The following is a 20,772-nucleotide window of genomic DNA, read 5'->3' on the forward strand; positions in this document are numbered from 1 at the left end:
CACTGCCCATCCTGGGCGAGGCCGCTACGCTCGAGGTCCCGAGACGTCGAGGAACGGAGCATCCGCATGGTCGGCTCGTCCGCCGCAACAGGTCCGGCCATCAGCCTCCGCAAGATCGAGGAGACCGCTCCCGCGCTGGTCGACCTCTACAAGAGCGCGTCGGTGTCGCTGACGAAGAGCGGCATGAGCGGTGAGCGGGCCGCGGTCTACCTGGTGCTCGACCACTCCGGCTCCATGAGGGAGTACTACAAGGACGGCAGCGTCCAGGCCCTGGCGGACCGGGTGCTGGGCCTCTCGGCCCATCTGGACGACGACGGCCGCGTACCCGTCGTCTTCTTCTCCACGGACATCGACGCCGTCACCGACGTGGCCCTGGACAACCACCACGGCCGGATCGACGCGATCGTGGCGGGCCTCGGGCACATGGGGAAGACCAGCTACCACCTGGCCATGGACGCCGTGATCGACCACTACCTCGACAGCGGCTCGACCGCCCCGGCGCTCGTCGTCTTCCAGACCGACGGCGGCCCGGTCAGCAAGCACGCGGCGGAGCGATACCTCTGCAAGGCGGCCAAGCTTCCGCTGTTCTGGCAGTTCATCGGCTTCGGCAACAAGCGCAGTACGCAGTTCGACTTCCTGCGCAGACTCGACGATCTGGCCGTGCCCGCCAAGCGCCCCGTCGACAACGCCGGCTTCTTCCACGCCGGCTCCGACCCGCGCCGGGTCCCGGACGCCGAGCTCTACGACCGGCTGGTCGCCGAATTCCCGCAGTGGCTGGCCGCGGCCCGCGCCCAGGGGATCGTCGGATGACGGTCCGGGTACTGCGGGCGGCCGACCGTACGGCGACGCCCTGGAAGAACGGCGGGGGAGTCACCCGGGAGATCGCCGCGTCCCCCGAGGGCGCGCCGCTGGACGCCTTCGACTGGCGGGTCAGCCTCGCCGATGTGTCCAGGGACGGACCGTTCTCCTCCTTCCCCGGCGTCGACCGCACGCTGACCGTGGTCGAGGGCGCGGGGATGGACCTCATGGTGGGCGGCGAGCACCACATCGTCGACGAGCCGTACTGGCCGCACGACTTCCCCGGTGATCCCGGGACGGACGGCCGGCTGCTCGGCGGCCCGGTCGTGAACGTCAATGTCATGTACCGCCGGGGGCGTACGGCGGCGGAGGTCGCGGTGGTACGCGGCACCCTGAGGCTGTCGGCGCCGGAGGGCGGGGCGGTTGTGGCCCTCGCGCTGGAGGACGGTGCGGTGCTCGACGGCCAGGACATCGGACTCGGCCGTTACGACGCGTTGTTGGTACGGGGCGACTCGTCGGGGGTGCTCCGGACCCACGGGTGGGCACTGCTGGTGACCCTGTCGCACGGATGAGCCGGTGCGGGCCAGGAAATACAGGACAGGAGATGTCGGGTTTCCAGGGTTTCATGGCCGCATGACATCGAGTTCCTGGCAAGCGTTCCACTCGGCGGAACCGGCCTTCGCCGACACCGTCCGGGCCCGTTTCGGGCAGTACAAGCACCACGTCCTGGCGACCCTGCGGAAGGACGGATCGCCGCGGGTGACCGGCCTGGAGGTGGAATTCGGTTTCGGTGAGCTGTGGCTCGGCATGATGCCGAACTCGCGCAAGGCGCTCGACGTGCTGCGCGACCCACGGTTCGCGGTGCAGGCCAATCCCGGACCGGACGCCGAGATGGCGGACGGCGACGTCCGCGTCTCCGGACTGGCCGTGGAGGTGACCGACCCCGCGTTCCTGGCCCGTTTCGTCGAGGAGATGAAGCCGCCGGAGCCGTTCCACCTCTTCCGTGCGCAACTCCAGGAGGTGGTCCGTACGTCCCTGGATTCCGAGGAGTTGGTGGTGCAGGTGTGGCGGCCCGGCAAGCCGTTGCGCACGATCCGCCGGGCCGCGGACGACAGCGCCCCGTACGAGAGCTGACCCCTCTCGTCCTCACCCGCCGGACGGGTCTGACCGCGCCAGCACCCGCGCGCGGCAGGCCCCCGGTGTCCCCCACGCGTCCCGCAGCGGTCGTGCCCTGCGCAGCCACAGCGACAGATCCAGCTCCTCGGTGTACCCCACCGCGCCGTGCAACTGCAGCGCCGTCCGCGCCGCCGCGTATCCCGCCTCGCCCGCCGTCACCTTGGCCGCCGCCACCTCCGCACCGGCGTTCGGTGCCCCCTCGGCGAGCGCGAGCGCCGCCCCGTACAGCAGCGGGCGGGCGAACTCCAGCCCGATCAGTGTGTCGGCGAGCCGGTGCTTGACCGCCTGGAAGGACCCGATGGCCGTGCCGAACTGGGTGCGCTGCTTCACGTATCCGACCGTGGCCCGCAGCAGCGCCTCGCCGGTGCCGAGCGCCTGGGCGGCCGTCGCGAACGCCGCCCATCGGGCGGCCCTCGCCGCCGCCTTCGCCACCCGGGGGCCGGATGCCAGCAACTCCCCACCCGGCTCGGGACGCCACAGCCGACGGGCCGGGTCGGACGACACGCCGAGCGCCCCGGACCCGGGTGCGAGCCGCAGCTCGTCGCCGGTCACCGTGAACACGGCGTCGACGGCATCCGCGTCCAGCGCGTACGGCCCGTGGCCGTCCATCCGTAGCGTCGCCGATGCGGCACCGGACGCCAGCCGCGGCAGCCACTCCTTGGCCACCGCGCCGCCCACGCCTTCCAGCAGCACCCCGGCCGCGACGGTCTCCACGACCGGCCCCGGTACCGCATGCCGCCCCAACTCGGTGAATGCCACGGCGAGTTCGACCGGCAACGGCCCGACCCCCTCGTACGCCTCCGGAATCGCCAGGGCGAACACCCCCGCCTGCGCCAGCCGCTCCCACAGGGCCCGGCCCGGCCCGTGCTCCCCGGCGGCCCACGCGCGTATCGCCGCGGGGGTGTCCGAGGCGGTCAGCATCGCGTCCAGCGAACGGGCGAACTCCCGCTGCTCGTCGTCGAGGAGGAAACGCATCAGCGCCGTCCCTTCGGCAGGCCGAGCAGCCGCTCGGCGATGATGTCGCGCTGGATCTCGTTCGTACCGGCGTAGATGGGGCCGGCGAGGGAGAAGACGTACCCCTCGGCCCACTCCCCGTCGGCGAGTTCGCCGTCCGCGCCCAGCAGGTCGAGCGCGGTCTCGTGCAACGCGATGTCGTACTCGGACCAGAACACCTTGTTCAGGCTGGACTCCGCGCCGATGGTCGCACCGGCCGCGAAGCGCGACGCGTTCGCGCCGGTGAAGAGCTGATACGCGCGTGCCCCGATCACCGCGTCCGCCACCCGGTTCCGCAGCGCCGTGTCCGACGGGTCGCCGTGGCTGCGCCACAACGCGGCCAGCCGGTCGGCCGAGGCCAGGAAGCGGCCGGGGGAACGGAGCGTCAGCCCGCGCTCGTTGCCCGTTGTCGACATGGCGATGCGCCAGCCCTGCCCGGGTTCCCCGATGACGTCCGCGTCCGGTACGAACACCTCGTCCAGGAACAGCTCGGCGAAGGCGGGCTTGCCGTCGAGCCGCCCGATCGGCCGGACGGACACCCCCGGCGCCGACAGGTCGAACATCAGATACGTCAGCCCGTGATGCGGCTTCGCGGCCCGCGGATCCGTGCGGAAGATGCCGAACGCCCGGTCCGCGAACGCGGCCCGCGAGGACCAGGTCTTCTGCCCCGAGAGGAGCCAGCCGCCCTCCGTGCGCACCGCCCGTGAGCGCAGCGACGCCAGGTCCGAGCCCGACTCGGGCTCGGACCAGGCCTGGGCCCAGATCACCTCGCCGCTCGCCATCGACGGCAGGACCCGGGCCCGCTGCCCGTCCGTGGCGTGGTCGAAGAGCGTCGGAGCGAGGAGGTTGATGCCGTTCTGCGATACCCGGCCGGGTCCGCCCGCCGCGTAGTACTCCTCCTCGAAGACCAGCCACCGGAAGATGTCGGCACCCCGCCCGCCGTACTCGGGCGGCCAGGAGACGACCGACCAGCGGTCCGCGTGGAGTTGTGCCTCCCACTCCCGGTGCGCGGCGAAGCCCTCGGCGGTCTCCAGGGACGGCAGCGGCTCCACGGGGACATTGGCCCGCAGCCACTGACGCGCCTCGGCCCGGAACTCCTCCTCCTCGGCCGTGTACGACAGGTCCATCACGTGTCCGCCTTCTTCATCGAGGCGATGTCCATGCCGCCCAGCGGGTCCGCCGCCGTCTCCGCGTTGTGCGCGTGGGCGAGGTGGTGCAGTCCGAAGACCGAGTCCAGGCCGGTGTGCAGCCCCTGAAGGTCCTCGGCCTGGTTGACCGCGCGCTTGGTCAGGGCCAGTCCCAGCCGTGGCATCTGCGCTATCCGCAGCGCCAGTTCATGGGTGCGGTCGGCGAGTTCGCCGCGCTCCACCACCTTGTTCACCATGCCGACCTCGTACGCCCTGCGGGCGCTCATCCGGTCGCCGGTGTACAGGAACTCCTTCGCTATCCGGGGCGGCATCACCCATGGGTGCGCGAAGTACTCGACACCGGGGATGCCCATCCGGACCACCGGATCGGCGAAGAAGGCGTCCTCGCTCGCCACGATCAGGTCGCAGATCCAGGCGAGCATCAGCCCGCCGGCCACACACGCCCCCTGCACCGAGGCGACGACCGGCTTCGGCAGCTCGCGCCAGCGCCTGCACATGCCGAGATAGACCTCCGACTCACGGGCGAAACGGCTCTCCGCCCCGGCCTTGTCGGAGTGGTCCCACCACAGACCGGCCCTGCGCTCGAAGGGCAGATGCGCGTCGCGGCCGGGCGTGCCGATGTCGTGGCCCGCCGAGAAGTGCTCCCCGGCGCCGGCCAGCACGACCACCTTGACCTCCGAGTCCTCGGCGGCCCGGTAGAACGCGGCGTCCAGGGCGTAGGTCATCGCCGAGTTCTGCGCGTTGCGGTAGCGCGGGCGGTTCAGCGTGATGTACGCGACCGGACCCCGGCGCTCGTACAGCACGGGATCGGCCTGGGACCGGTCGGCGGATGTGTCGTGGGCAGCGGGCATCGGCTCCATCCTTCCCTAACAAGTGTTTGGTAGGTTAACGTACCGGCGCGACCACCGTCGAGGATCCGCGGGCCGGGATCGAGGAGGCACAGGCATGAGCGCACCGCAGTACGTACCCGGGCACGGGCTGCTGGCCGGCCGCGGAGCCGTCGTCACCGCGGCCGCGGGCGCCGGGATCGGCGGCGCCACCGCCCGCAAGTTCCTCGAAGAGGGCGCCCGCGTCGTCATCGGCGACGCGCACGCCCGGCGGCTGAAGGAGACCGAGCAGGCGTTCGCCGAGGAGTTCGGCGCCGACCGCGTCGCCGCACTGCCCTGTGACGTCACCGACGAGACCCAGGTCCAGGCGCTCTTCGCGCTCGCCGAAGAGACCCACGGCGGCCTCGACATCGTCGTCAACAACGCGGGCCTGGGCGGCACCGCCGAGCTGACCGAGATGACCGACGAGCAGTGGACCAAGGTCCTCGACGTCACCCTGAACGGCACCTTCCGCTGCACCCGGGCCGCCCTGCGCTCGCTCAAGGCGGCCGGCCGCGGCGGCATCGTCGTCAACAACGCCTCCGTCGTCGGCTGGCGCGCCCAGAGCGGCCAGGCCCATTACGCCGCCGCCAAGGCGGGTGTCATGGCCCTCACCCGGTGCGCCGCCGTCGAGGCCGCCGAGTACGGGGTGCGCGTCAACGCCGTCGCCCCCAGCCTCGCCATGCACCCGCACCTGGTGAAGGTCACCTCCGCGGAACTCCTCGACGAACTGACCGCGAAAGAGGCCTTCGGCCGCTACGCCGAGCCGTGGGAGATCGCCAACGTCATCGTCTTCCTCGCCAGCGGCTACTCCTCGTACATGACGGGCGAAGTCGTCTCCGTCAGCAGCCGGCATGCCTGAACGGAGGCTCCCCGCGGCGTCCGCGGGGCCGTCCGGCGGGCGGAGAATGGTCGGGTGCCTACCAAGAAGAAGCCCCAGGTGACCCCCTCGCCCGAGCGCCGCCGCGAACTGCTCGACACCGCCGCCGAAGTGTTCGCCGCGCAGGGATACAACGCCACCACCGTCCGCAGGATCGCGGACGCGGCCGGGATGCTCGCGGGCAGTCTCTACTACCACTTCGATTCCAAGGAGTCGATGATCGACGAGATCCTCTCGACCTTCCTCACCGAACTCTGGGAGGGGTACGACGCGGTGCTCGCCGCCGGACTCGGACCCCGGGAGACCATCGAGGCCCTCGTCACCGAGTCCTTCCGGGAGATCGACCGGCACCGCGCCGCCGTCGCCATCTACCAGAAGGAGTCCAAGCACCTGGCCACCCAGCCGCGCTTCCAGTACCTCGCCGACTCCCAGCAGAAGTTCGAGAAGGCCTGGCTCGGCACGCTGGAACGCGGCGTCACCGACCAGACCTTCCGCGCCGACCTCGACATCCGCCTCACCTACCGCTTCGTCCGCGACACCGTCTGGGTCGCGGCGTCCTGGTACCGGCCCGGCGGACAGCACAGCCCCGAGGAGATCGCCCGCCAGTACCTCTCGATGGTCCTGGACGGCATCGCCCTGGACACCTGAACCCACTCAAGGAGCAGCAGTCATGGCCGAGGCATACATAGTCGAAGCGGTACGCACCCCGGTCGGCCGGCGCAAAGGGGGGCTCGGCGCGGTCCACCCCGCCGACCTCGGCGCCCACGTCATCAAGGCCCTCGTCGAACGGACGGGGATCGACCCGGCGGCCGTCGAGGACGTGGTCTTCGGCTGCCTCGACACCGTCGGACCGCAGGCCGGTGACATCGCCCGCACCTGCTGGCTGGCGGCCGGACTGCCCGAGGAGGTCCCCGGCGTCACCGTCGACCGCCAGTGCGGCTCCTCCCAGCAGGCCGTGCACTTCGCCGCCCAGGGCGTCCTCTCCGGCACCCAGGACCTGGTCGTCGCGGGCGGGACCCAGAACATGACGCAGATCCCGATCGCCTTCGCCTCCCGTCAGGCCGCTGAGCCCCTCGGCCTGACGGACGGCCCGTACGCCGGCAGCGAGGGCTGGCGCGCCCGCTACGGCGACGCGCCGGTCAACCAGTTCCACGGCGCCCAGCTGATCGCCGAGAAATGGGGCATCAGCCGTCGGGACATGGAGGAGTTCGCCCTGCGCTCCCATCGGCGCGCCATCCGCGCCATCGACGAGGGCCGCTTCGCACGCGAGACCGTCGCCTACGGTGACGTCACCACCGACGAGGGGCCGCGCCGCGACACCACCCTGGAGAAGATGGCGGGGCTGAAACCGGTCCTGGAGGGCGGCACGATCACCGCCGCCTGTTCCTCGCAGGTCTCCGACGGGGCCGCCGCCATGCTCATCGCCTCCGAGCGCGCCGTGGCCGAGCACGGCCTCACCCCGCGCGCCCGGATCCATCACCTCTCGGTGCGCGCCGAGGACCCGATCCGCATGCTGTCGGCGCCGATCCCGGCCACCGCGTACGCGCTCAAGAAGACCGGAATGACCATCGACGACATCGACCTGGTCGAAATCAACGAGGCATTCGCACCGGTCGTCCTGGCCTGGCTGAAAGAAACCGGAGCCGACCCGGACAAGGTCAATGTCAACGGCGGCGCCATCGCCCTGGGTCACCCGCTCGGTGCAACCGGTACGAAATTGATGACGACACTGCTGCACGAACTCGAGCGCACCGGAGGCCGCTACGGCCTGCAGACCATGTGCGAGGGCGGCGGTCAGGCGAACGTGACGATCATCGAACGGCTCTGAACACCTGCTCGGCCGCGACGCGGCCCGGTACGGGTGACGAGCGGCCACGACACGGCTCGCAGAACGATTCCGACGGCGTTTTGAGTGCGCCCCGGGCCAGTTACCCCAAGGGCCCGGCCGGGAATCCGCCGACCGGCGCGCGGCGCGTTCCCACCGAGGGTCGGCGGGACGTGCTACGGTTGCCGTGTTGCAGTTTTGGTACCCATGAACTTTATGTGCGCCTGACGGGAATGCTTCCTCAGGCGCATTATTGTTTTCCGGCTTTCTCCGGATGGGGCTCAATGCGGCGACTTGGAATTCGTAAAGTGCGGATTTCCGGCACTGCACCTCTTTTAGGAGAATGACATGGCTACTGGAACCGTGAAGTGGTTCAACTCGGAAAAGGGCTTCGGCTTCATCGAGCAGGACGGCGGCGGCGCCGACGTCTTCGCCCACTACTCCAACATCGCCACCTCGGGCTTCCGTGAGCTCCAGGAGGGCCAGAAGGTCTCCTTCGACGTCACGCAGGGCCAGAAGGGCCCGCAGGCGGAGAACATCGTCCCGGCCTAATCGCCAGGACGCGTACCTCGCAGCCGGGGCCCGCACCGTGAAGGTGCGGGTCCCGGCTTGTGCTGTCCCCGGGACATGGCGCAGAAGAGCGCCGTCCCGCAGAGGTCCCCGAGCAGTCCCAAGCAGTTCTCAAGCAGTCCCAAGCAGTTCCCAGGAATCCCCAGGACTCCTCAGGAATCCCCCAGGAGGGCAATTCCGTATGACCCGCTCCGAACGCCAGGACCGACCCGCCCGCAACCGCCCGTCGAGGGGGCGCGGCACGGCCCCGGCAAAGGCAAACGCCAAGGGTTCCGGCAAGGGATCCGGCAAGGCGTCGCCCCGTCGCAGGGCCACGCCGCCGCAGGGCGAATTCGCCCTGCCGGAAACCATGACCCCCGCACTGCCCGCCGTCGAGGCGTTCGCCGAGCTGGACATGCCCGCAGCCCTGCTGAAGACCCTTGCCGCGCAGGGCGTCACCGACCCGTTCCCGATCCAGGGCGCCACCCTGCCGAACTCGCTCGCCGGCCGGGACATCCTCGGCCGCGGCCGTACCGGCTCCGGCAAGACCCTCGCCTTCGGCCTCGCGCTGCTGGCCCGAACCGGCGGACGGCGCGCCGAGCCGCGCGCCCCGCTCGCGCTGGTCCTCGTCCCGACCCGCGAGCTCGCCCAGCAGGTCACCGACGCGCTGACGCCGTACGCGACGGCGGTGAACCTGCGCCTGGCCACCGTCGTCGGCGGCATGTCGATCAGCAAGCAGTCCGGCACGCTGCGCCGGGGCGCCGAGGTGCTCGTCGCCACGCCGGGCCGGCTGAAGGACCTCATCGAGCGCGGCGACTGCCGCCTCGACCAGGTCGCCGTCACCGTCCTCGACGAGGCCGACCAGATGGCGGACATGGGCTTCATGCCGCAGGTCGTCGCCCTCCTCAAGCAGGTCGAGCCGGACGGCCAGCGGATGCTGTTCTCCGCGACGCTCGACAAGAACATCGACCGGCTGGTCAAGATGTTCCTGACGGACCCCGTCGTGCATTCGGTCGACCCGTCCGCGGGCGCCGTCACGACCATGGAGCACCATGTGCTGCACGTGGCCGACGAGACCGACAAGAAGGCCGTCGCCACCCGGATCGCCGCCCGTGACGGCCGGGTCATCATGTTCGTGGACACCAAGCGCGCCGCCGACCGCTTCGCCAAGCGGCTGCTGGCCAGTGGTGTACGGGCTGCCGCCCTGCACGGCGGGCGCTCGCAGCCGCAGCGCAACCGGACGCTGGACCAGTTCAAGACCGGCCAGGTCACCGCGCTCGTCGCGACGAACGTGGCGGCGCGCGGCATCCATGTGGACGACCTCGACCTGGTCGTGAACGTGGACCCGCCGACCGACCACAAGGACTACCTCCACCGCGGCGGGCGCACGGCGCGTGCCGGGGAGTCCGGCAGCGTCGTCACCCTGGTGCTGCCCGAGGAGAAGCGGGAGATGACCCGGCTGATGGCCGACGCGGGCATCGCCCCGCGGACCACCCGGATCACGTCCAGCGACGAGGAACTCACCCGGATCACCGGGGCCCGTGAGCCCTCCGGCATCGCGGTCGTCATCGAGGTCCCGCAGCCGACCCCGCCGAAGCAGCGCACGAGGCCGGGCGGGGCCGCGGCGGGTGGCCCCGGCCTCCGCTCGGGCAGCCGCGGCCGTGGTCGCCGCGGTGGTGCCGGACAGGGCGGTGGCGAGGGCCGCGCGGCGGGTGGTTCCGCGCGAGGCGCCGGTACGGGCGCCTCGGGCGGTTCGGCACGCGGTGCGGCCGCCGGTGGCGGCCGTGGCGGCGGTGCCGGGCGCGGTGGTGCGGCGGGGCGTGGCCGCAGGGCCGCCTGACAACAGGGGCGACAGGTGGTGCAGTGGTGACCGGATTCGTTCGGTCACCACTGCGCCCTCTCGCCCGACCGTGCGGCTGGGGGCGCCGACCCAGTCCTCCCGGAACCCGGACGGTCCCGGGAGGCTCCGGCAGCCCCGACGACGCGGCGAGGCGCCGCAGTTGTCGTCGTGCGCCCGCCAGGGGTTACGGGACAGCCCTTGGGGGCGGGGGAAACCGGAGTGCCGAGCAGACCGGGCCCCGTACGGCTGGTCGGCACGACCAGCTCAGCGGAAGTCGTCGGCGTGGTCGACGGCCCACTGGGCGTAGGTGTGTGCCGGAGCGCCGGTGATCTTTTCGGCGATGACGGAGGTCACGGCCGCGACGCCGTCGGCGGCGGCCCACTGACTCACGATCGCCTCGGCCACGACCGGATGCATTGTTCTGGCGACTTCCGCGCGAGCGTGCTCGTCGGAGACGTGTTCAACCCGGATTTGACGGCCGATGGCCTCACCGATGTGCTCGACCTGGCGTTGCAGGGTCAGGGACTCGGCCCCGTAGATGGTGTAGGCCTGGTGCGAGTGGCCCGCTTCGGTCAGGGCGGTCACCGCCGGCGCCGCGATGTCCTTCTCGTGCACCGGTGCCGACTGTGCGAGCGGATAGGGAAGGCGGACGACGTTGTCGGTGCGGATCGATTCGGCCCACCAGGTGCGGGTGTTGGTCGCGAACGTCCCCGGCCTGAGGAACGTCCAGTCCATGCCGGACCGTTGGAGGGCCTGCTCGATCGTGCGGTTCAGGCGGGCGACCGGGTGGTCGGCGTCGGGGTCCAGGACGACCGACACCGACGAGAGCAGAACCACCTGCCGGATCCCCGCAGCCGCGGCCGCCGCGGCGACCTTCTCGATGTCGTAGGGCTTCTGGGGGTCGAGCATTCCGTACAGGAACATCTTGTCGGCACCGTCGAACGCTGCGGGCAGCGTCTCGGGACGCTCCAGGTCGGCGACGACTGCTTCGCACCCAGGCGTCAAGCCGGCGGTTGGGGTCCTGCTGACTGCTCTGACCTGCTCACCGGCGGCCAGCAGGCCATCGGCCACATGACGACCGACGTTACCGCGAGCGCCGAAGACAACTGCCACCATGATGGAACCTCCTGCTTGTTGTGGACATGAATTGCCGCATGGGCGCGGGTGGTGCGAGATGTGTCGCTGCCACGCGGGTGGCGGACCGGCGCCGGCGAGCCTGGTTGTTGGCGATGGTGTGGGGAACGAGTCGGAAGCCGGAGCGCGTTGACCGCGGGATGCGCGGGTACGAGATGTCGCTGCGGCGAGACGGTCGGTCGCGAGTGACGTAGGTGAGGGTTCTGCGCTGTCGACGTGAGCGCCGGCAGCGGGTCCGCCCGGATCGTCGGTCGCCGATCAGGGCTGGATGTTCTCCAGGTCCTCCAGAAGGCCGGGGTGCTTCGGCTCCCATCCGAGCGCCTGCCGGGTGCGGGTGCTGGACGAGGGCTGGTCGGCCTTGAAGATCGGGCCGAGCGGGCCGTAGGTCTCCTCCGGCACCGACTCGACCGGCAGGCCCAGCCGTCGGCCGATGACGGCCGCGATGTCCCGTACCTTGTCCCCCTCGTCGGCCACGGCGTGCCAGGCGGTACCGGCCTCCGCCCGCTCCAGGGCGAGCCGGAGGAGAACGGCCGCGTCGAGCGCGTGGACGGCGGGCCAGCGCTGTGTGCCGTCGCCGGGGTAGCCGGAGATCCTGCTCCGGCGTGCGATGCTGGTCAGCAGCTCGGCGAACCCGCCCATGCCTTCGTTGTGAACCGTGCGCGGCATGCGTACGGACGTGCTCCGGACCCCGCGCGAGGCCAGGCCCAGGACCGCCGTGACGGTGCGACTGCGGCCGCCGACCGGCCCGTCGGTCGGCACCGGGTCGGCCTCGGTGGAGGCACGGCCCGGCACCCAGGGCGTACCCGAGACGGTGACCAAGGGGCGGTCGCTGCCGACGAGCTCCTCGCCGAGGGCGGTGAGGGCGGCGGTCTCCTCGGCGACGTTCTGGGCGAGGGCCTCGGGGCTGCTGAAGTCGTTGCCGAAGGCCAGATGGATCACCCCGTCGGCCTGGGCGGCGCCGGAGCGCAGGACGTCCAGATCGGCGAGGCCTCCCCGCAGCGGCTCGGCGCCGGCTGCCTCGGCGGCCTGTGCGGAGGCGCCGGAGCGGGCGAGCGCGAGGACGGTGTGGCCGTTGCCGAGGAGTTCGGCGACGGCGGCGGAACCGATCAGACCGGTGCCGCCGGTGACGAAGACGCGCATGGAAACCCTCCCAGAAGTGATGGGACTCTTGTCCCATCACTCTAGCAGGGTGATGGGACAAGAGTCCCATCACGTATGCTGAGCCCATGGGCCGATGGGAACCAGGTGCGCGTGAACGCCTCGTCGTGGCTGCGGTCGACCTGTTCACGGAGCAGGGGTATGACGCCACGACGGTCGCGCAGATCGCCGAGCGTGCCGGGGTCACCAAGAGCACCTTCTTCCGGCACTTCCCCGACAAGCGCGAGCTGCTGGTCGCCGGGCAGGAGACGCTGAGCCGGCTGCTGACCGAGGGGATCGCCGACGCGCCCGGTGACGCCAGCCCGCTCGAGGCGGTCGCTGCCGGTCTCGAGCGCGCCTCGACCGCGATGGGCCCCGGGAGTCGCGAGCTCGCCCCCCGTCTGAAGGCGGCCGTCGCCGCCAGCGCCGAGCTTCAAGAGCGTGACACCCTCAAGACCGTCAGTCTCGCGGCCGCGATGACAACCGCTCTGGTCGCCCGCGGCGTACCCGATCCGACTGCGGCTCTCGCGGGCGAGCTGGGCGTCCTCGCTTTCAAGCGGGGGTACGCCGAATGGGCCGAGGACGACCGTGGCGCCGAGGGCGAGCTCGCCGGGTACACCCTGGCGGCCCTGGACGAACTGCGTGCGGCGAGCGCATCGCTGGGCTGACCGTACGAGCATCGTCCAGCGCCGGTGCGGTGGACGAGAAGCAGACCTCACAGCTCTTGGCTCGCCGGCCTGATCTTGGCTGCGGGCCGCCATGTGCACCCGGCATGGCCGGTTTCTTTGGGGCCGGGCGGAGTTCCCGGACGAGGCGGTGGCCTTCGTTGCCCGGCGGATGAAGATGCCGGTGGCGGACTTCGGTCCGTATGAGTGGTGCTCGACCGGCTCGTTCCTTCCGGCTGTCTGCCGGCTCATGGCCGCAGATCATGCCGCGACGCCGCTGGTCGGATCAGCCCACCCAGCAAAGATCCACACCGTTTGCGGCTCATGACACGTTCGTCGACGGCACCCGGTGTGCGGTCGGCGGCGGTGCGCGAGGGGGAGACACTCATGGGTGAATCGGCTACCTTTCCGCCAAACATTTGTTAGGTGGGAGGCTGCGGCCTGCCCCGCATCGCCGACAGGGAGATGTGCGATGACCGTCCCCGGCTCCGCCCCCACCCCACCCGACCCCTTCGCTCCCGCACGGCTGGGCCCCCTCACCCTCCGCAACCGCGTCATCAAGTCCGCCACCTTCGAAGGCGTGACCCCCAAGGGCCTGGTCACCGACGAGCTGATCGCCTACCATCGCCGACCCGCTGCGGGCGGCGTGGGCATGACCACCGTCGCGTACTGCGCCGTCTCGCCCGAGGGGCGCACCGGGCGCCACCAGATCTGGATGCGCCCCGAAGCCGTGCCGGGACTGCGCAGGCTGACCGATGCGGTGCACCGTGAGGGCGCCGCCGTCAGCGCTCAGATCGGTCACGCGGGCCCGGTCGCCGACGCCCGTTCCAACCGGCTCCCGGCCCTGGCGCCCGGCCGGTTCCTGAGCCCGCTCGGCATGCGGATGACCCGGGCGGCCACCGCCGAGGACATCGCCCGCGTCATCCGTGCTCATGCCGCCGCTGCCCGGATCGCCGTCGAGTCCGGATTCGACGCGGTCGAGATGCACTTCGGCCACAACTACCTGGCCAGTTCGTTCCTCAGCCGCCGCCTCAACCACCGCGACGACGCCTACGGGGGCAGCCTGGCCAACCGTGCCAGGGTCGCCCTCGGTATCGCCCGCGCCGTTCGCGACGAGGTCGGCGACACGATCGCCGTCACCGCCAAACTCAACATGGACGACGGGGTGCCCGGCGGCTTCTGGCTCGACGAGAGCCTCCAGGTCGCCCGCCGGCTCCAGGAGGAAGGAACGGTCGACGCCCTCGAACTGACCGCCGGCAGTTCTCTGCTCAACCCGATGTATCTGTTCCGCGGCGAGGCGCCGCTCTCCGAGTTCGCCGCCGTCTTCCCCCGGCCGATGCGTCTGGGAATACGCCTCGCCGGCGGCCGATTCCTGCACGCGTACCCCTACGAGGAGGCGTTCCTGCTGCCCTCGGCCCGCCAGTTCAGGGCCGCGCTGAGCCTTCCGTTGATCCTGCTCGGCGGCATCACCCGCCGGGCGACCGTCGAACAGGCCATGGCGGAGGGCTTCGAGTACGTGGCCATGGCCCGCGCGCTCCTGCGCGAACCGGACCTGGTGAACCGCATGGTCGAGGACCGCGACGTACGGTCCCTGTGCATCCACTGCAACAAGTGCATGCCGACCATCTACACCGGCACCCACTGCCCACTCGTCGGACCCCTTGCCGGACCGTCCGCGCCACCCCTCACGGGGGACGGGGCACGGTCTGTTCCGGACGCTTCGTGAGCGTCGCGTCCGCCGCGTGCCGCACCGGTTTTGCCGTTCGCGCGGTGGTGGTTCAGGTGTCGCAGTCCAGAACCGTCCGGCACAGCCCGCACCGGGCCCGCACCCGGCCGCGTACCGGAACGCGGATGCGCTGGTGGCAGGCCGGGCAGCCGAACGAGACCCGCAGTCCCTGCGGGCCGTGCTCGAAGGCGTACGGGGTGTTGGAGCCCCGGGCCGACTCCGCGCCCGGATGGTCCCGGGCGTACCGCCGGTCCTTGGCGTAACGGTGACGGCCCGCCCAGCCGGCGGCGGTGAGGGGCGGCTGCCGGATGTCGCGGAGGGCCTGGGCGCGACCTTCCGTGTAGGCCGTGTACGCCTGCGGGCTCGTGAACCACGCAGAGGGGTCCTCGTCGAAGGCGAACGCCCGCTTGGCGAGGACGTATCCGAACTCCTCCGGGGTGAGATAGCCGAGCTTCTGGCTGGAGACCGCGTCCTCGCGGAAGGCGTCCAGCAGCAGCCAGCCCGCGCCCAGGTAGGTCGTCACGGTGTCGGTGAGGATCTCGTTGGCGGGCGTTCCGGGGAACTCCAGGCCGAGGCGGTGCAGCAGCACGTGCGTGACCTCGTGCGAGAGCGCGGCGCCGATGTCCCTGCGGTGGGTGCGGAAGCGGTCGTTGAGCTCGATGAAGTACTCGGGACCCGCGGCGAGTTCGATGCCGGCGGCGTGTTCCATCGTGCGGAAGCCGACGATCATCCGGGCGTCCGGCAGATGCAGATGGCGGACCACGGACCGCGCCACCCGCTGGGCGCCGAGGTACAGATCGTCCTGGTCGGAGAAGGCGACATCGGCAGGGGCGAGGCTCGTGGCGTAACCGCGTACGCCGTCGTACGACAACCTCCGGTACAGGGCCGTGATCGCCGACCGGACGGTGTCGAGATGCGGGAATCCGTGAACCACCGGACTCGCTCCGCCCCGGCCTCGGTCCCTGCTGTTGTCCGTCACGCTCCCACCCCCGCCCGTGACGCTCGGCCGGTCCCCACTGTAGCCGCACCGGAATAGGTGACCTTGGCCGAAAAGTGAATCTTGTGAGAGCCGTGACTATTTCCCGATAATCCGAATCGTGTCTTTGTCGGGAGCATGACCAACGGATGTCTCCGTCCGTGGCCGGGCGCCGTGCGAGGACATATGCACCCCCCACAAGAACCCCCCACGAAAGAAGGCAGTCCGTTGAAGCAGCTTCTGCGCGCCGTGAAGAGATGCTCCGTCATAGCCGCCGTGGTCCTGGCAGCCGTCAGTCTCCAGCCCGCCGGAGCCTCTGCGGCCCCCGCCCCGGTCGTCGGCGGAACCCGCGCCGCCCAGGGCGAGTTCCCGTTCATGGTCCGGCTCTCGATGGGCTGCGGCGGCGCTCTCTACGCCAAGGACATCGTCCTCACCGCCGCGCACTGCGTGGGCGGCTCGGGCAACAACACGTCCATCACCGCCACCGCCGGGGTCGTCGACCTGCAGTCGTCCAGCGCCATCAAGGTCAAGTCCACCAAGGTCCTCCAGGCCCCCGGCTACAACGGTGCGGGCAAGGACTGGGCGCTGATCAAGCTCGCCAAGCCCATCGACCTGCCCACCCTGAAGATCGCCACCGACACCACGTACAACAACGGCACCTTCACCATCGCGGGCTGGGGAGCGGCCGTTGAGGGCGGCGCCCAGCAGCGCTATCTCCTCAAGGCCACCGTGCCGTTCGTCTCCGACGCCCAGTGCCAGGCCGCGTACGGCAGTGACCTCATCCCCGGCGAGGAGATCTGCGCCGGCCTGATCGACACGGGCGGCGTGGACACCTGCCAGGGCGACTCCGGCGGCCCCATGTTCCGCAAGGACAACGCCGGAGCCTGGATCCAGGTGGGCATCGTCAGCTGGGGCCAGGGCTGCGCGGAGCCCGGCTACCCCGGCGTGTACAGCGAGGTCTCGACGTTCGCCGCCGGCATCGCGTCCGCGGCGGCGACGCTCTGACCCCGGCCCCGGGCCGGGCGCCCGCCGCGGCCGGCGCCTGACTCACACCCGGACATCCCCGGGGGTGCCCGCCCGGACGGGCACCCCCGGACCCAGCTCGGCATACGGCGCACCCGCGCCCTCCAGCTCCAGCACCCACACCTCGTTGGCGCCCTCCCGCAGCACCGGACCCGGGACGTACAGCGTCCGCTGCGGGCCGGCGGACCAGTAGCGCCCCAGGCAGAAGCCGTTCACCCAGACGAACCCGCGGGTCCACCGCGGCAGTTCGAGCCCCGCATGGCCGATGCCGTCCACCTCCGTGACCTCGAACGTCCCCCGGAAGAGCCCGGTGTGCCCGGCTTCCCCGCTGCCGTCGACGCTCCCGAAAGCAAGCCCGGCCAGCGCGTCCGGCTCCTCGAACGCCTCCAGCCGCAGCGCCCGTGCCCGTACACCGTGCAGGAACTGCCGTTCGTGCAGCACCCCGCCCGTGATCCCCTTGGGCTCACCGAGCCGCGGCCCGTAGTTGACGCGCCCCAGCGACTCCACCCACAGCTCGACCTCGGCGGGCCCGGCCACCGGCTCGTCCAGGGTGCCGTTCTCATCGCTCAGCACCCCCTCCCGGACACCGTTCACGTACACCACGGCCCGGTCCCGGAGCCCCGTGACGCCCAGGGTGTACGGACGGCGCGGACCGGGCACCGCGACCCGGTAGCGCACCAGGCCCCGGTCGACACCCAGCTCCTCGAAGGTCGGCGGAACACCGGACGGCGCCGACTCCTCGTCGCCCAGCGCCTCCAGCACGGCGGCCAGCGTCGCGTGGTCCGTCAGCCGCGCCCGCACCGGGACGGCCGGCGGGGCGGGCTCGGGCGGAAGCTCCGGAAGCGGCCCGTCCACGTACTCGGCGAGCACCTTGCGGAACAGCCAGAACTTCTCCGTGGGGCGGCCGTACTCGTCGATCGGCGCGTCGTAGTCGTACGAAGTCACCGTCGGCAGGAAATCCTGGTCCTGCAGCGGACCGGACCGATTGGCCCCCGCCCATCCGGCGAAGTTCGTCCCGCCGTGCGCCATGTAGATGTTCACCGAGGCCCCGCACTCCAGGATCTCCCGCAGCGCGTCGGCGGCCTGTGCCGGATCCCGTACGACCGGTTCGGCGCCCCAGTGCTCGAACCACCCGCACCAGAACTCCATGCACATCAACGGGCCCTTGGGCTGATGGCGGCGCAGCACCTCGAACGCCTCCCGCGCGCCCGATCCGAAGTTCGCCGTGGCGAGCAGCCCCGGCACGGAACCGCCCGTGAGCATGTGGTCCTCCGGCCCGTCGGAAGTGAACAGCGGCACGGTCACCCCGCGCTCCCGCAGCATCCCGGCCACCCGCCGCAGATACACCCGGTCGGTGCCGTAACTCCCGTACTCGTTCTCCGCCTGGACCATGATCACGGGGCCGCCGCGCCCGATCTGCCGCTGCACCACCTGCGGCAGCAGCGCGGTGAACCACCGCTCCACGGCACCCAGATACGCCTCGTCACGGGTCCGCGCCCGCCGGCCGAACCGACCCGTCACCCAGGCCGGCAGACCGCCGTTCTCCCACTCGGCACAGATGTACGGTCCCGGGCGCACGATCGCCCACAGCCCGGCCCGCTGCGCCGCGTCCAGGAACCGGCCCAGCGCCGCCACGTCCCGGAACCGGCCGGGCCGCGGCTCATGGAGATTCCACGGCACGTACGTCTCGACACAGTTGAGTCCCATGGCGCGCAGCATCGACAGCCGGTGGTCCCACTGTGCCTCGTGGACCCGGAAATAGTGCAGGGCGCCCGACAGCAGCCGTACGGGCTTCCCGTCGAGCCGGAAGTGGTCGTCCCCCACGGTGAAATCAGCCATCGTGCTCGTACTCTCCTGTGCGTGCGGTCCACCGGGCCGCGCGCCCCCGGCGGACCGCACGACGGCGCGCACCACGGAGCGGGCGGACCCGGGAGGAATGTTGCAACCCAGCTTCGCCCCCTGGCGTGCGGCCGGTCCATGGACAAAGATCACTGCTGTTTGGACACAATTGTTCGGACCCATGGATGAAAGGGAGGAAGGGAGGCCGATGTACCACACCTGGATGCGCTTCTTCACTCCCAGCCCGCTCCACCACCGGCTGGGCCTCGTCTGTCTGGGCGTGGGACTGCAGCACGGCGCCCTGCCGACGGTCGGCCCGCGCACCCTGGACCACCATGTGGCCGTCGTCATCAACTCCGGCAGCGGCTGGTTCAGCGGCTCCGACGGCCGCCGCGTGCCCGTCGTCGCGCCCAGCCTGATCTGGCTGACCCCCGGCACCCCGCACCACTACGGAGCCGACCCCGGCACCGGCTGGGACGAGAGCTTCGTGGACTTCACCGGCCCCGCCACCGCCACGTACACCGAACTCGGCTACATCGAGCCCGACCGGCCGCTCGTCCCGCTCGCCGACACGGCGGGCCCGCGTGCCGCGGTGGGGCGGATGGTGCGGGCGGCGCGGCGCGGCAATCCGCTGCTGGAGGTCGAGACCGGCGCCGCCGTCCATGAACTCCTCGTCGCCCTGCGCCGGGCCCGCGCCGATGTCAGTCACGACGGCGACCCGGTCCTGCAGGCCCTCGCCCGCGACGCGTTCCAGCCGCTGTCGGTCGCCGAGCACGCGGCCCGGCACGGCATGACCCCCGCCGAGCTGCGCACGGCGGTGCGCAGGAGCGCGGGGTGCAGCCCCAAGGACTACCTCCTGGGCATCCGGCTCGGCCGCGCCAAGGAACTCCTCGCCGCCACGGACCTGCCGGTCGCCGCGGTCGCCCGACGCGTGGGGTACGACGATCCGGCGTACTTCTCCCGCCTGTTCGCCCGCCGGGTCGGCGCCGCCCCGGTCCGCTTCCGTGAACAGCAGGGCCGCAGCGTCCCGGGCGGCTGGAGCGACCGGGTCCCGGACCCGGGGCACCCACCGACGATCGCCCCCGCGGGGGGCCCGGCCGTCTGAGCCCGGCCGGGCTCACGGCCCCCCGCGGGACCGGGAGCCCGCTCTCCGCCGTGCGCCAGGCCGTAAGCTCGCTGACCATGACCACGAGGGACATCGACGAGTCCGTGCGCGCGGAACTGAACCGGCTGCGCGAGAGCATCGACAACATTGACGCCGCTGTCGTCCATATGCTCGCCGAGCGCTTCAAGTGCACCCAGCAGGTCGGCCACCTCAAGGCCGCCCACCAGCTGCCCCCGGCCGATCCGGCCCGCGAGAGCCGGCAGATCGCCCGGCTCAGGCAGCTGGCGGAGAGCGCGCATCTGGATCCGGCCTTCGCGGAGAAGCTGCTGAACTTCATCGTGGCGGAGGTCATCCGCCATCACGAGCGGATCGCGGAGGAGTCGGCGACGAACGGGGAGGCGTCGTGAGCGCCGTGGGGCGGCTCCGGGGCATCCGCACGCCGGCCTCGGACGACGCGGCCTCGCGAGGTGTTCGGCCGGCGGTCCCTCAGCACGGGCCGATCAGCGAGGTGAGCGAAGGCCTTTGATCATCATGTGGATCAGCAGGTCGTAGCTCTCGTCCAGTTTCTCCGGCAGTCCGAAGGCGCCCTCGGTCTCCAGAACCGCGAAGCCGTGGACGGCCGCTCGCAGGCAGCGGGCCGCGTGGATCGCCGCGGAGTCGGCCATTCCATAGGCGCGGAAGGTGGCGAGCATGATGTTGATCAGTCGCGCCCCGGCCTCGGCCGTGTGCGGCTCGGGTGTCTGGACGAGTGCCGAGTACCGGTGCGGGTGGTGCAGCGCGTAGTGCCGCCAGGCCACCATGAGCGCGCGGATCGCCTCGTCGGCCGAGCGCCCCAGCACGGCCTCGCCGACCTGGTCCGCGATCTCGTTCATGATGCGCGCCGACATGAGGTCGCGCAGTTCGGCCAGGTTGCGCACGTGCTTGTAGAGGGACGGGGTGGCGACACCCGCCCGGCCGGCCACCGCCGACAGGGTCAGCGCGGCGGGGCCCTTCTCGTCGATGGCCAGCAGCGCGACATCGACGACGGCATCCTTGGTGAGCGCTGCCCTGGTGCTGTGGCCGGAAAGGTTCACCGGCTCGCGGCAAACCTTT

At 71.3% G+C, this 20,772-nt stretch carries 21 protein-coding genes; 13 read left to right on the forward strand and 8 right to left on the reverse strand.

Annotation, left to right across the window (positions count from 1 at the left end; genetic code table 11):
* The first annotated feature begins 66 nt into the window (after positions 1–66).
* The 3 genes from ACIQCZ_RS22425 to ACIQCZ_RS22435 all read left to right on the forward strand — a co-directional run bounded on the left by ACIQCZ_RS22425 (position 67) and on the right by ACIQCZ_RS22435 (position 1,932).
* Positions 67–810: a vWA domain-containing protein gene (locus tag ACIQCZ_RS22425; protein ID WP_402284471.1), complete on the forward strand. Its 744-nt coding sequence runs from the start codon at positions 67–69 to the stop codon at positions 808–810.
* Positions 807–1,370 carry a HutD family protein gene (locus tag ACIQCZ_RS22430; RefSeq protein WP_402284473.1) on the forward strand — a complete coding sequence of 188 codons (564 nt, stop codon included), beginning with the start codon at positions 807–809 and terminating at the stop codon, positions 1,368–1,370. The genes ACIQCZ_RS22425 and ACIQCZ_RS22430 overlap by 4 nt, the downstream gene beginning before the upstream one ends.
* A gap of 61 nt (positions 1,371–1,431) precedes the next feature.
* Complete coding sequence (locus ACIQCZ_RS22435; RefSeq protein ID WP_402284474.1) at positions 1,432–1,932, forward strand: pyridoxamine 5'-phosphate oxidase family protein; 501 nt, start codon at positions 1,432–1,434, stop codon at positions 1,930–1,932.
* Between the two features lie 12 nt (positions 1,933–1,944).
* On the opposite strand, the gene ACIQCZ_RS22440 is transcribed toward ACIQCZ_RS22435, so the two are convergent.
* From ACIQCZ_RS22440 to ACIQCZ_RS22450, 3 genes are read right to left on the reverse strand one after another with little or no spacing between them, the layout of a single operon-like run.
* The gene (locus ACIQCZ_RS22440) at positions 1,945–2,949 is read right to left on the reverse strand and encodes an acyl-CoA dehydrogenase family protein (RefSeq protein ID WP_402284476.1); all 1,005 of its coding nucleotides are present in this window, start codon (positions 2,947–2,949) and stop codon (positions 1,945–1,947) included.
* Positions 2,949–4,094 (reverse strand): acyl-CoA dehydrogenase family protein, encoded by a 1,146-nt coding sequence (locus ACIQCZ_RS22445; RefSeq protein ID WP_402284477.1) that lies wholly within the window; start codon positions 4,092–4,094, stop codon positions 2,949–2,951. The genes ACIQCZ_RS22440 and ACIQCZ_RS22445 overlap by 1 nt, the downstream gene beginning before the upstream one ends.
* A complete protein-coding gene (locus ACIQCZ_RS22450; RefSeq protein ID WP_402284478.1) occupies positions 4,094–4,966 on the reverse strand; it encodes an enoyl-CoA hydratase in 873 nt (290 codons plus the stop codon). The genes ACIQCZ_RS22445 and ACIQCZ_RS22450 overlap by 1 nt, the downstream gene beginning before the upstream one ends.
* 94 nt (positions 4,967–5,060) lie before the next feature.
* Here ACIQCZ_RS22450 and ACIQCZ_RS22455 point away from each other — a divergent pair, with 94 nt between their 5' ends.
* From ACIQCZ_RS22455 to ACIQCZ_RS22475, 5 genes are all read left to right on the forward strand, one after another.
* Positions 5,061–5,843 (forward strand): SDR family oxidoreductase, encoded by a 783-nt coding sequence (locus ACIQCZ_RS22455; protein ID WP_376221966.1) that lies wholly within the window; start codon positions 5,061–5,063, stop codon positions 5,841–5,843.
* Between the two features lie 54 nt (positions 5,844–5,897).
* Positions 5,898–6,509, forward strand: coding sequence for a TetR/AcrR family transcriptional regulator (locus ACIQCZ_RS22460; protein ID WP_402284479.1), 612 nt, complete (start codon positions 5,898–5,900; stop codon positions 6,507–6,509).
* Between the two features lie 22 nt (positions 6,510–6,531).
* Complete coding sequence (locus ACIQCZ_RS22465) at positions 6,532–7,689, forward strand: acetyl-CoA C-acetyltransferase (protein ID WP_402284480.1); 1,158 nt, start codon at positions 6,532–6,534, stop codon at positions 7,687–7,689.
* A gap of 345 nt (positions 7,690–8,034) precedes the next feature.
* A complete protein-coding gene (locus ACIQCZ_RS22470; protein WP_003969786.1) occupies positions 8,035–8,238 on the forward strand; it encodes a cold-shock protein in 204 nt (67 codons plus the stop codon).
* Positions 8,239–8,437: 199 nt separating this feature from the next.
* Positions 8,438–10,075 carry a DEAD/DEAH box helicase gene (locus tag ACIQCZ_RS22475; RefSeq protein ID WP_402284481.1) on the forward strand — a complete coding sequence of 546 codons (1,638 nt, stop codon included), beginning with the start codon at positions 8,438–8,440 and terminating at the stop codon, positions 10,073–10,075.
* 264 nt (positions 10,076–10,339) lie between these two features.
* Here ACIQCZ_RS22475 and ACIQCZ_RS22480 read toward each other — a convergent pair whose 3' ends face one another.
* Together ACIQCZ_RS22480 and ACIQCZ_RS22485 are read right to left on the reverse strand one after the other, a co-directional pair.
* Positions 10,340–11,191: an NAD(P)H-binding protein gene (locus tag ACIQCZ_RS22480; protein WP_402284482.1), complete on the reverse strand. Its 852-nt coding sequence runs from the start codon at positions 11,189–11,191 to the stop codon at positions 10,340–10,342.
* A 276-nt stretch (positions 11,192–11,467) separates the two neighbouring features.
* A complete protein-coding gene (locus ACIQCZ_RS22485; RefSeq protein WP_402284483.1) occupies positions 11,468–12,349 on the reverse strand; it encodes an SDR family oxidoreductase in 882 nt (293 codons plus the stop codon).
* A gap of 86 nt (positions 12,350–12,435) precedes the next feature.
* On the opposite strand from ACIQCZ_RS22485, the gene ACIQCZ_RS22490 reads away from it, so the two are divergent.
* Positions 12,436–13,014: a TetR/AcrR family transcriptional regulator gene (locus ACIQCZ_RS22490; protein ID WP_402284484.1), complete on the forward strand. Its 579-nt coding sequence runs from the start codon at positions 12,436–12,438 to the stop codon at positions 13,012–13,014.
* A gap of 469 nt (positions 13,015–13,483) precedes the next feature.
* A complete protein-coding gene (locus ACIQCZ_RS22495; RefSeq protein WP_402284485.1) occupies positions 13,484–14,737 on the forward strand; it encodes an NADH:flavin oxidoreductase in 1,254 nt (417 codons plus the stop codon).
* Positions 14,738–14,789: 52 nt separating this feature from the next.
* Here ACIQCZ_RS22495 and ACIQCZ_RS22500 read toward each other — a convergent pair whose 3' ends face one another.
* Complete coding sequence (locus ACIQCZ_RS22500; RefSeq protein WP_402284486.1) at positions 14,790–15,671, reverse strand: hypothetical protein; 882 nt, start codon at positions 15,669–15,671, stop codon at positions 14,790–14,792.
* A 270-nt stretch (positions 15,672–15,941) separates the two neighbouring features.
* Here ACIQCZ_RS22500 and ACIQCZ_RS22505 point away from each other — a divergent pair, with 270 nt between their 5' ends.
* Complete coding sequence (locus ACIQCZ_RS22505; protein ID WP_402284487.1) at positions 15,942–16,718, forward strand: S1 family peptidase; 777 nt, start codon at positions 15,942–15,944, stop codon at positions 16,716–16,718.
* Between the two features lie 42 nt (positions 16,719–16,760).
* On the opposite strand, the gene ACIQCZ_RS22510 is transcribed toward ACIQCZ_RS22505, so the two are convergent.
* A complete protein-coding gene (locus tag ACIQCZ_RS22510) occupies positions 16,761–18,575 on the reverse strand; it encodes a beta-galactosidase family protein (protein ID WP_402284488.1) in 1,815 nt (604 codons plus the stop codon).
* 208 nt (positions 18,576–18,783) lie between these two features.
* Between ACIQCZ_RS22510 and ACIQCZ_RS22515 the strand changes: the two genes are divergently transcribed.
* Together ACIQCZ_RS22515 and ACIQCZ_RS22520 are read left to right on the forward strand one after the other, a co-directional pair.
* Positions 18,784–19,680 carry a helix-turn-helix domain-containing protein gene (locus ACIQCZ_RS22515; RefSeq protein ID WP_402284489.1) on the forward strand — a complete coding sequence of 299 codons (897 nt, stop codon included), beginning with the start codon at positions 18,784–18,786 and terminating at the stop codon, positions 19,678–19,680.
* A gap of 77 nt (positions 19,681–19,757) precedes the next feature.
* Positions 19,758–20,087, forward strand: coding sequence for a chorismate mutase (locus ACIQCZ_RS22520; protein WP_402284490.1), 330 nt, complete (start codon positions 19,758–19,760; stop codon positions 20,085–20,087).
* Between the two features lie 93 nt (positions 20,088–20,180).
* On the opposite strand, the gene ACIQCZ_RS22525 is transcribed toward ACIQCZ_RS22520, so the two are convergent.
* Positions 20,181–20,753, reverse strand: coding sequence for a TetR/AcrR family transcriptional regulator (locus tag ACIQCZ_RS22525; RefSeq protein WP_402284491.1), 573 nt, complete (start codon positions 20,751–20,753; stop codon positions 20,181–20,183).
* Between the last annotated feature and the right edge of the window lie 19 nt (positions 20,754–20,772).

This window comes from Streptomyces sp. NPDC093149 (assembly GCF_044754145.1).
GTDB lineage: Bacteria > Actinomycetota > Actinomycetes > Streptomycetales > Streptomycetaceae > Streptomyces.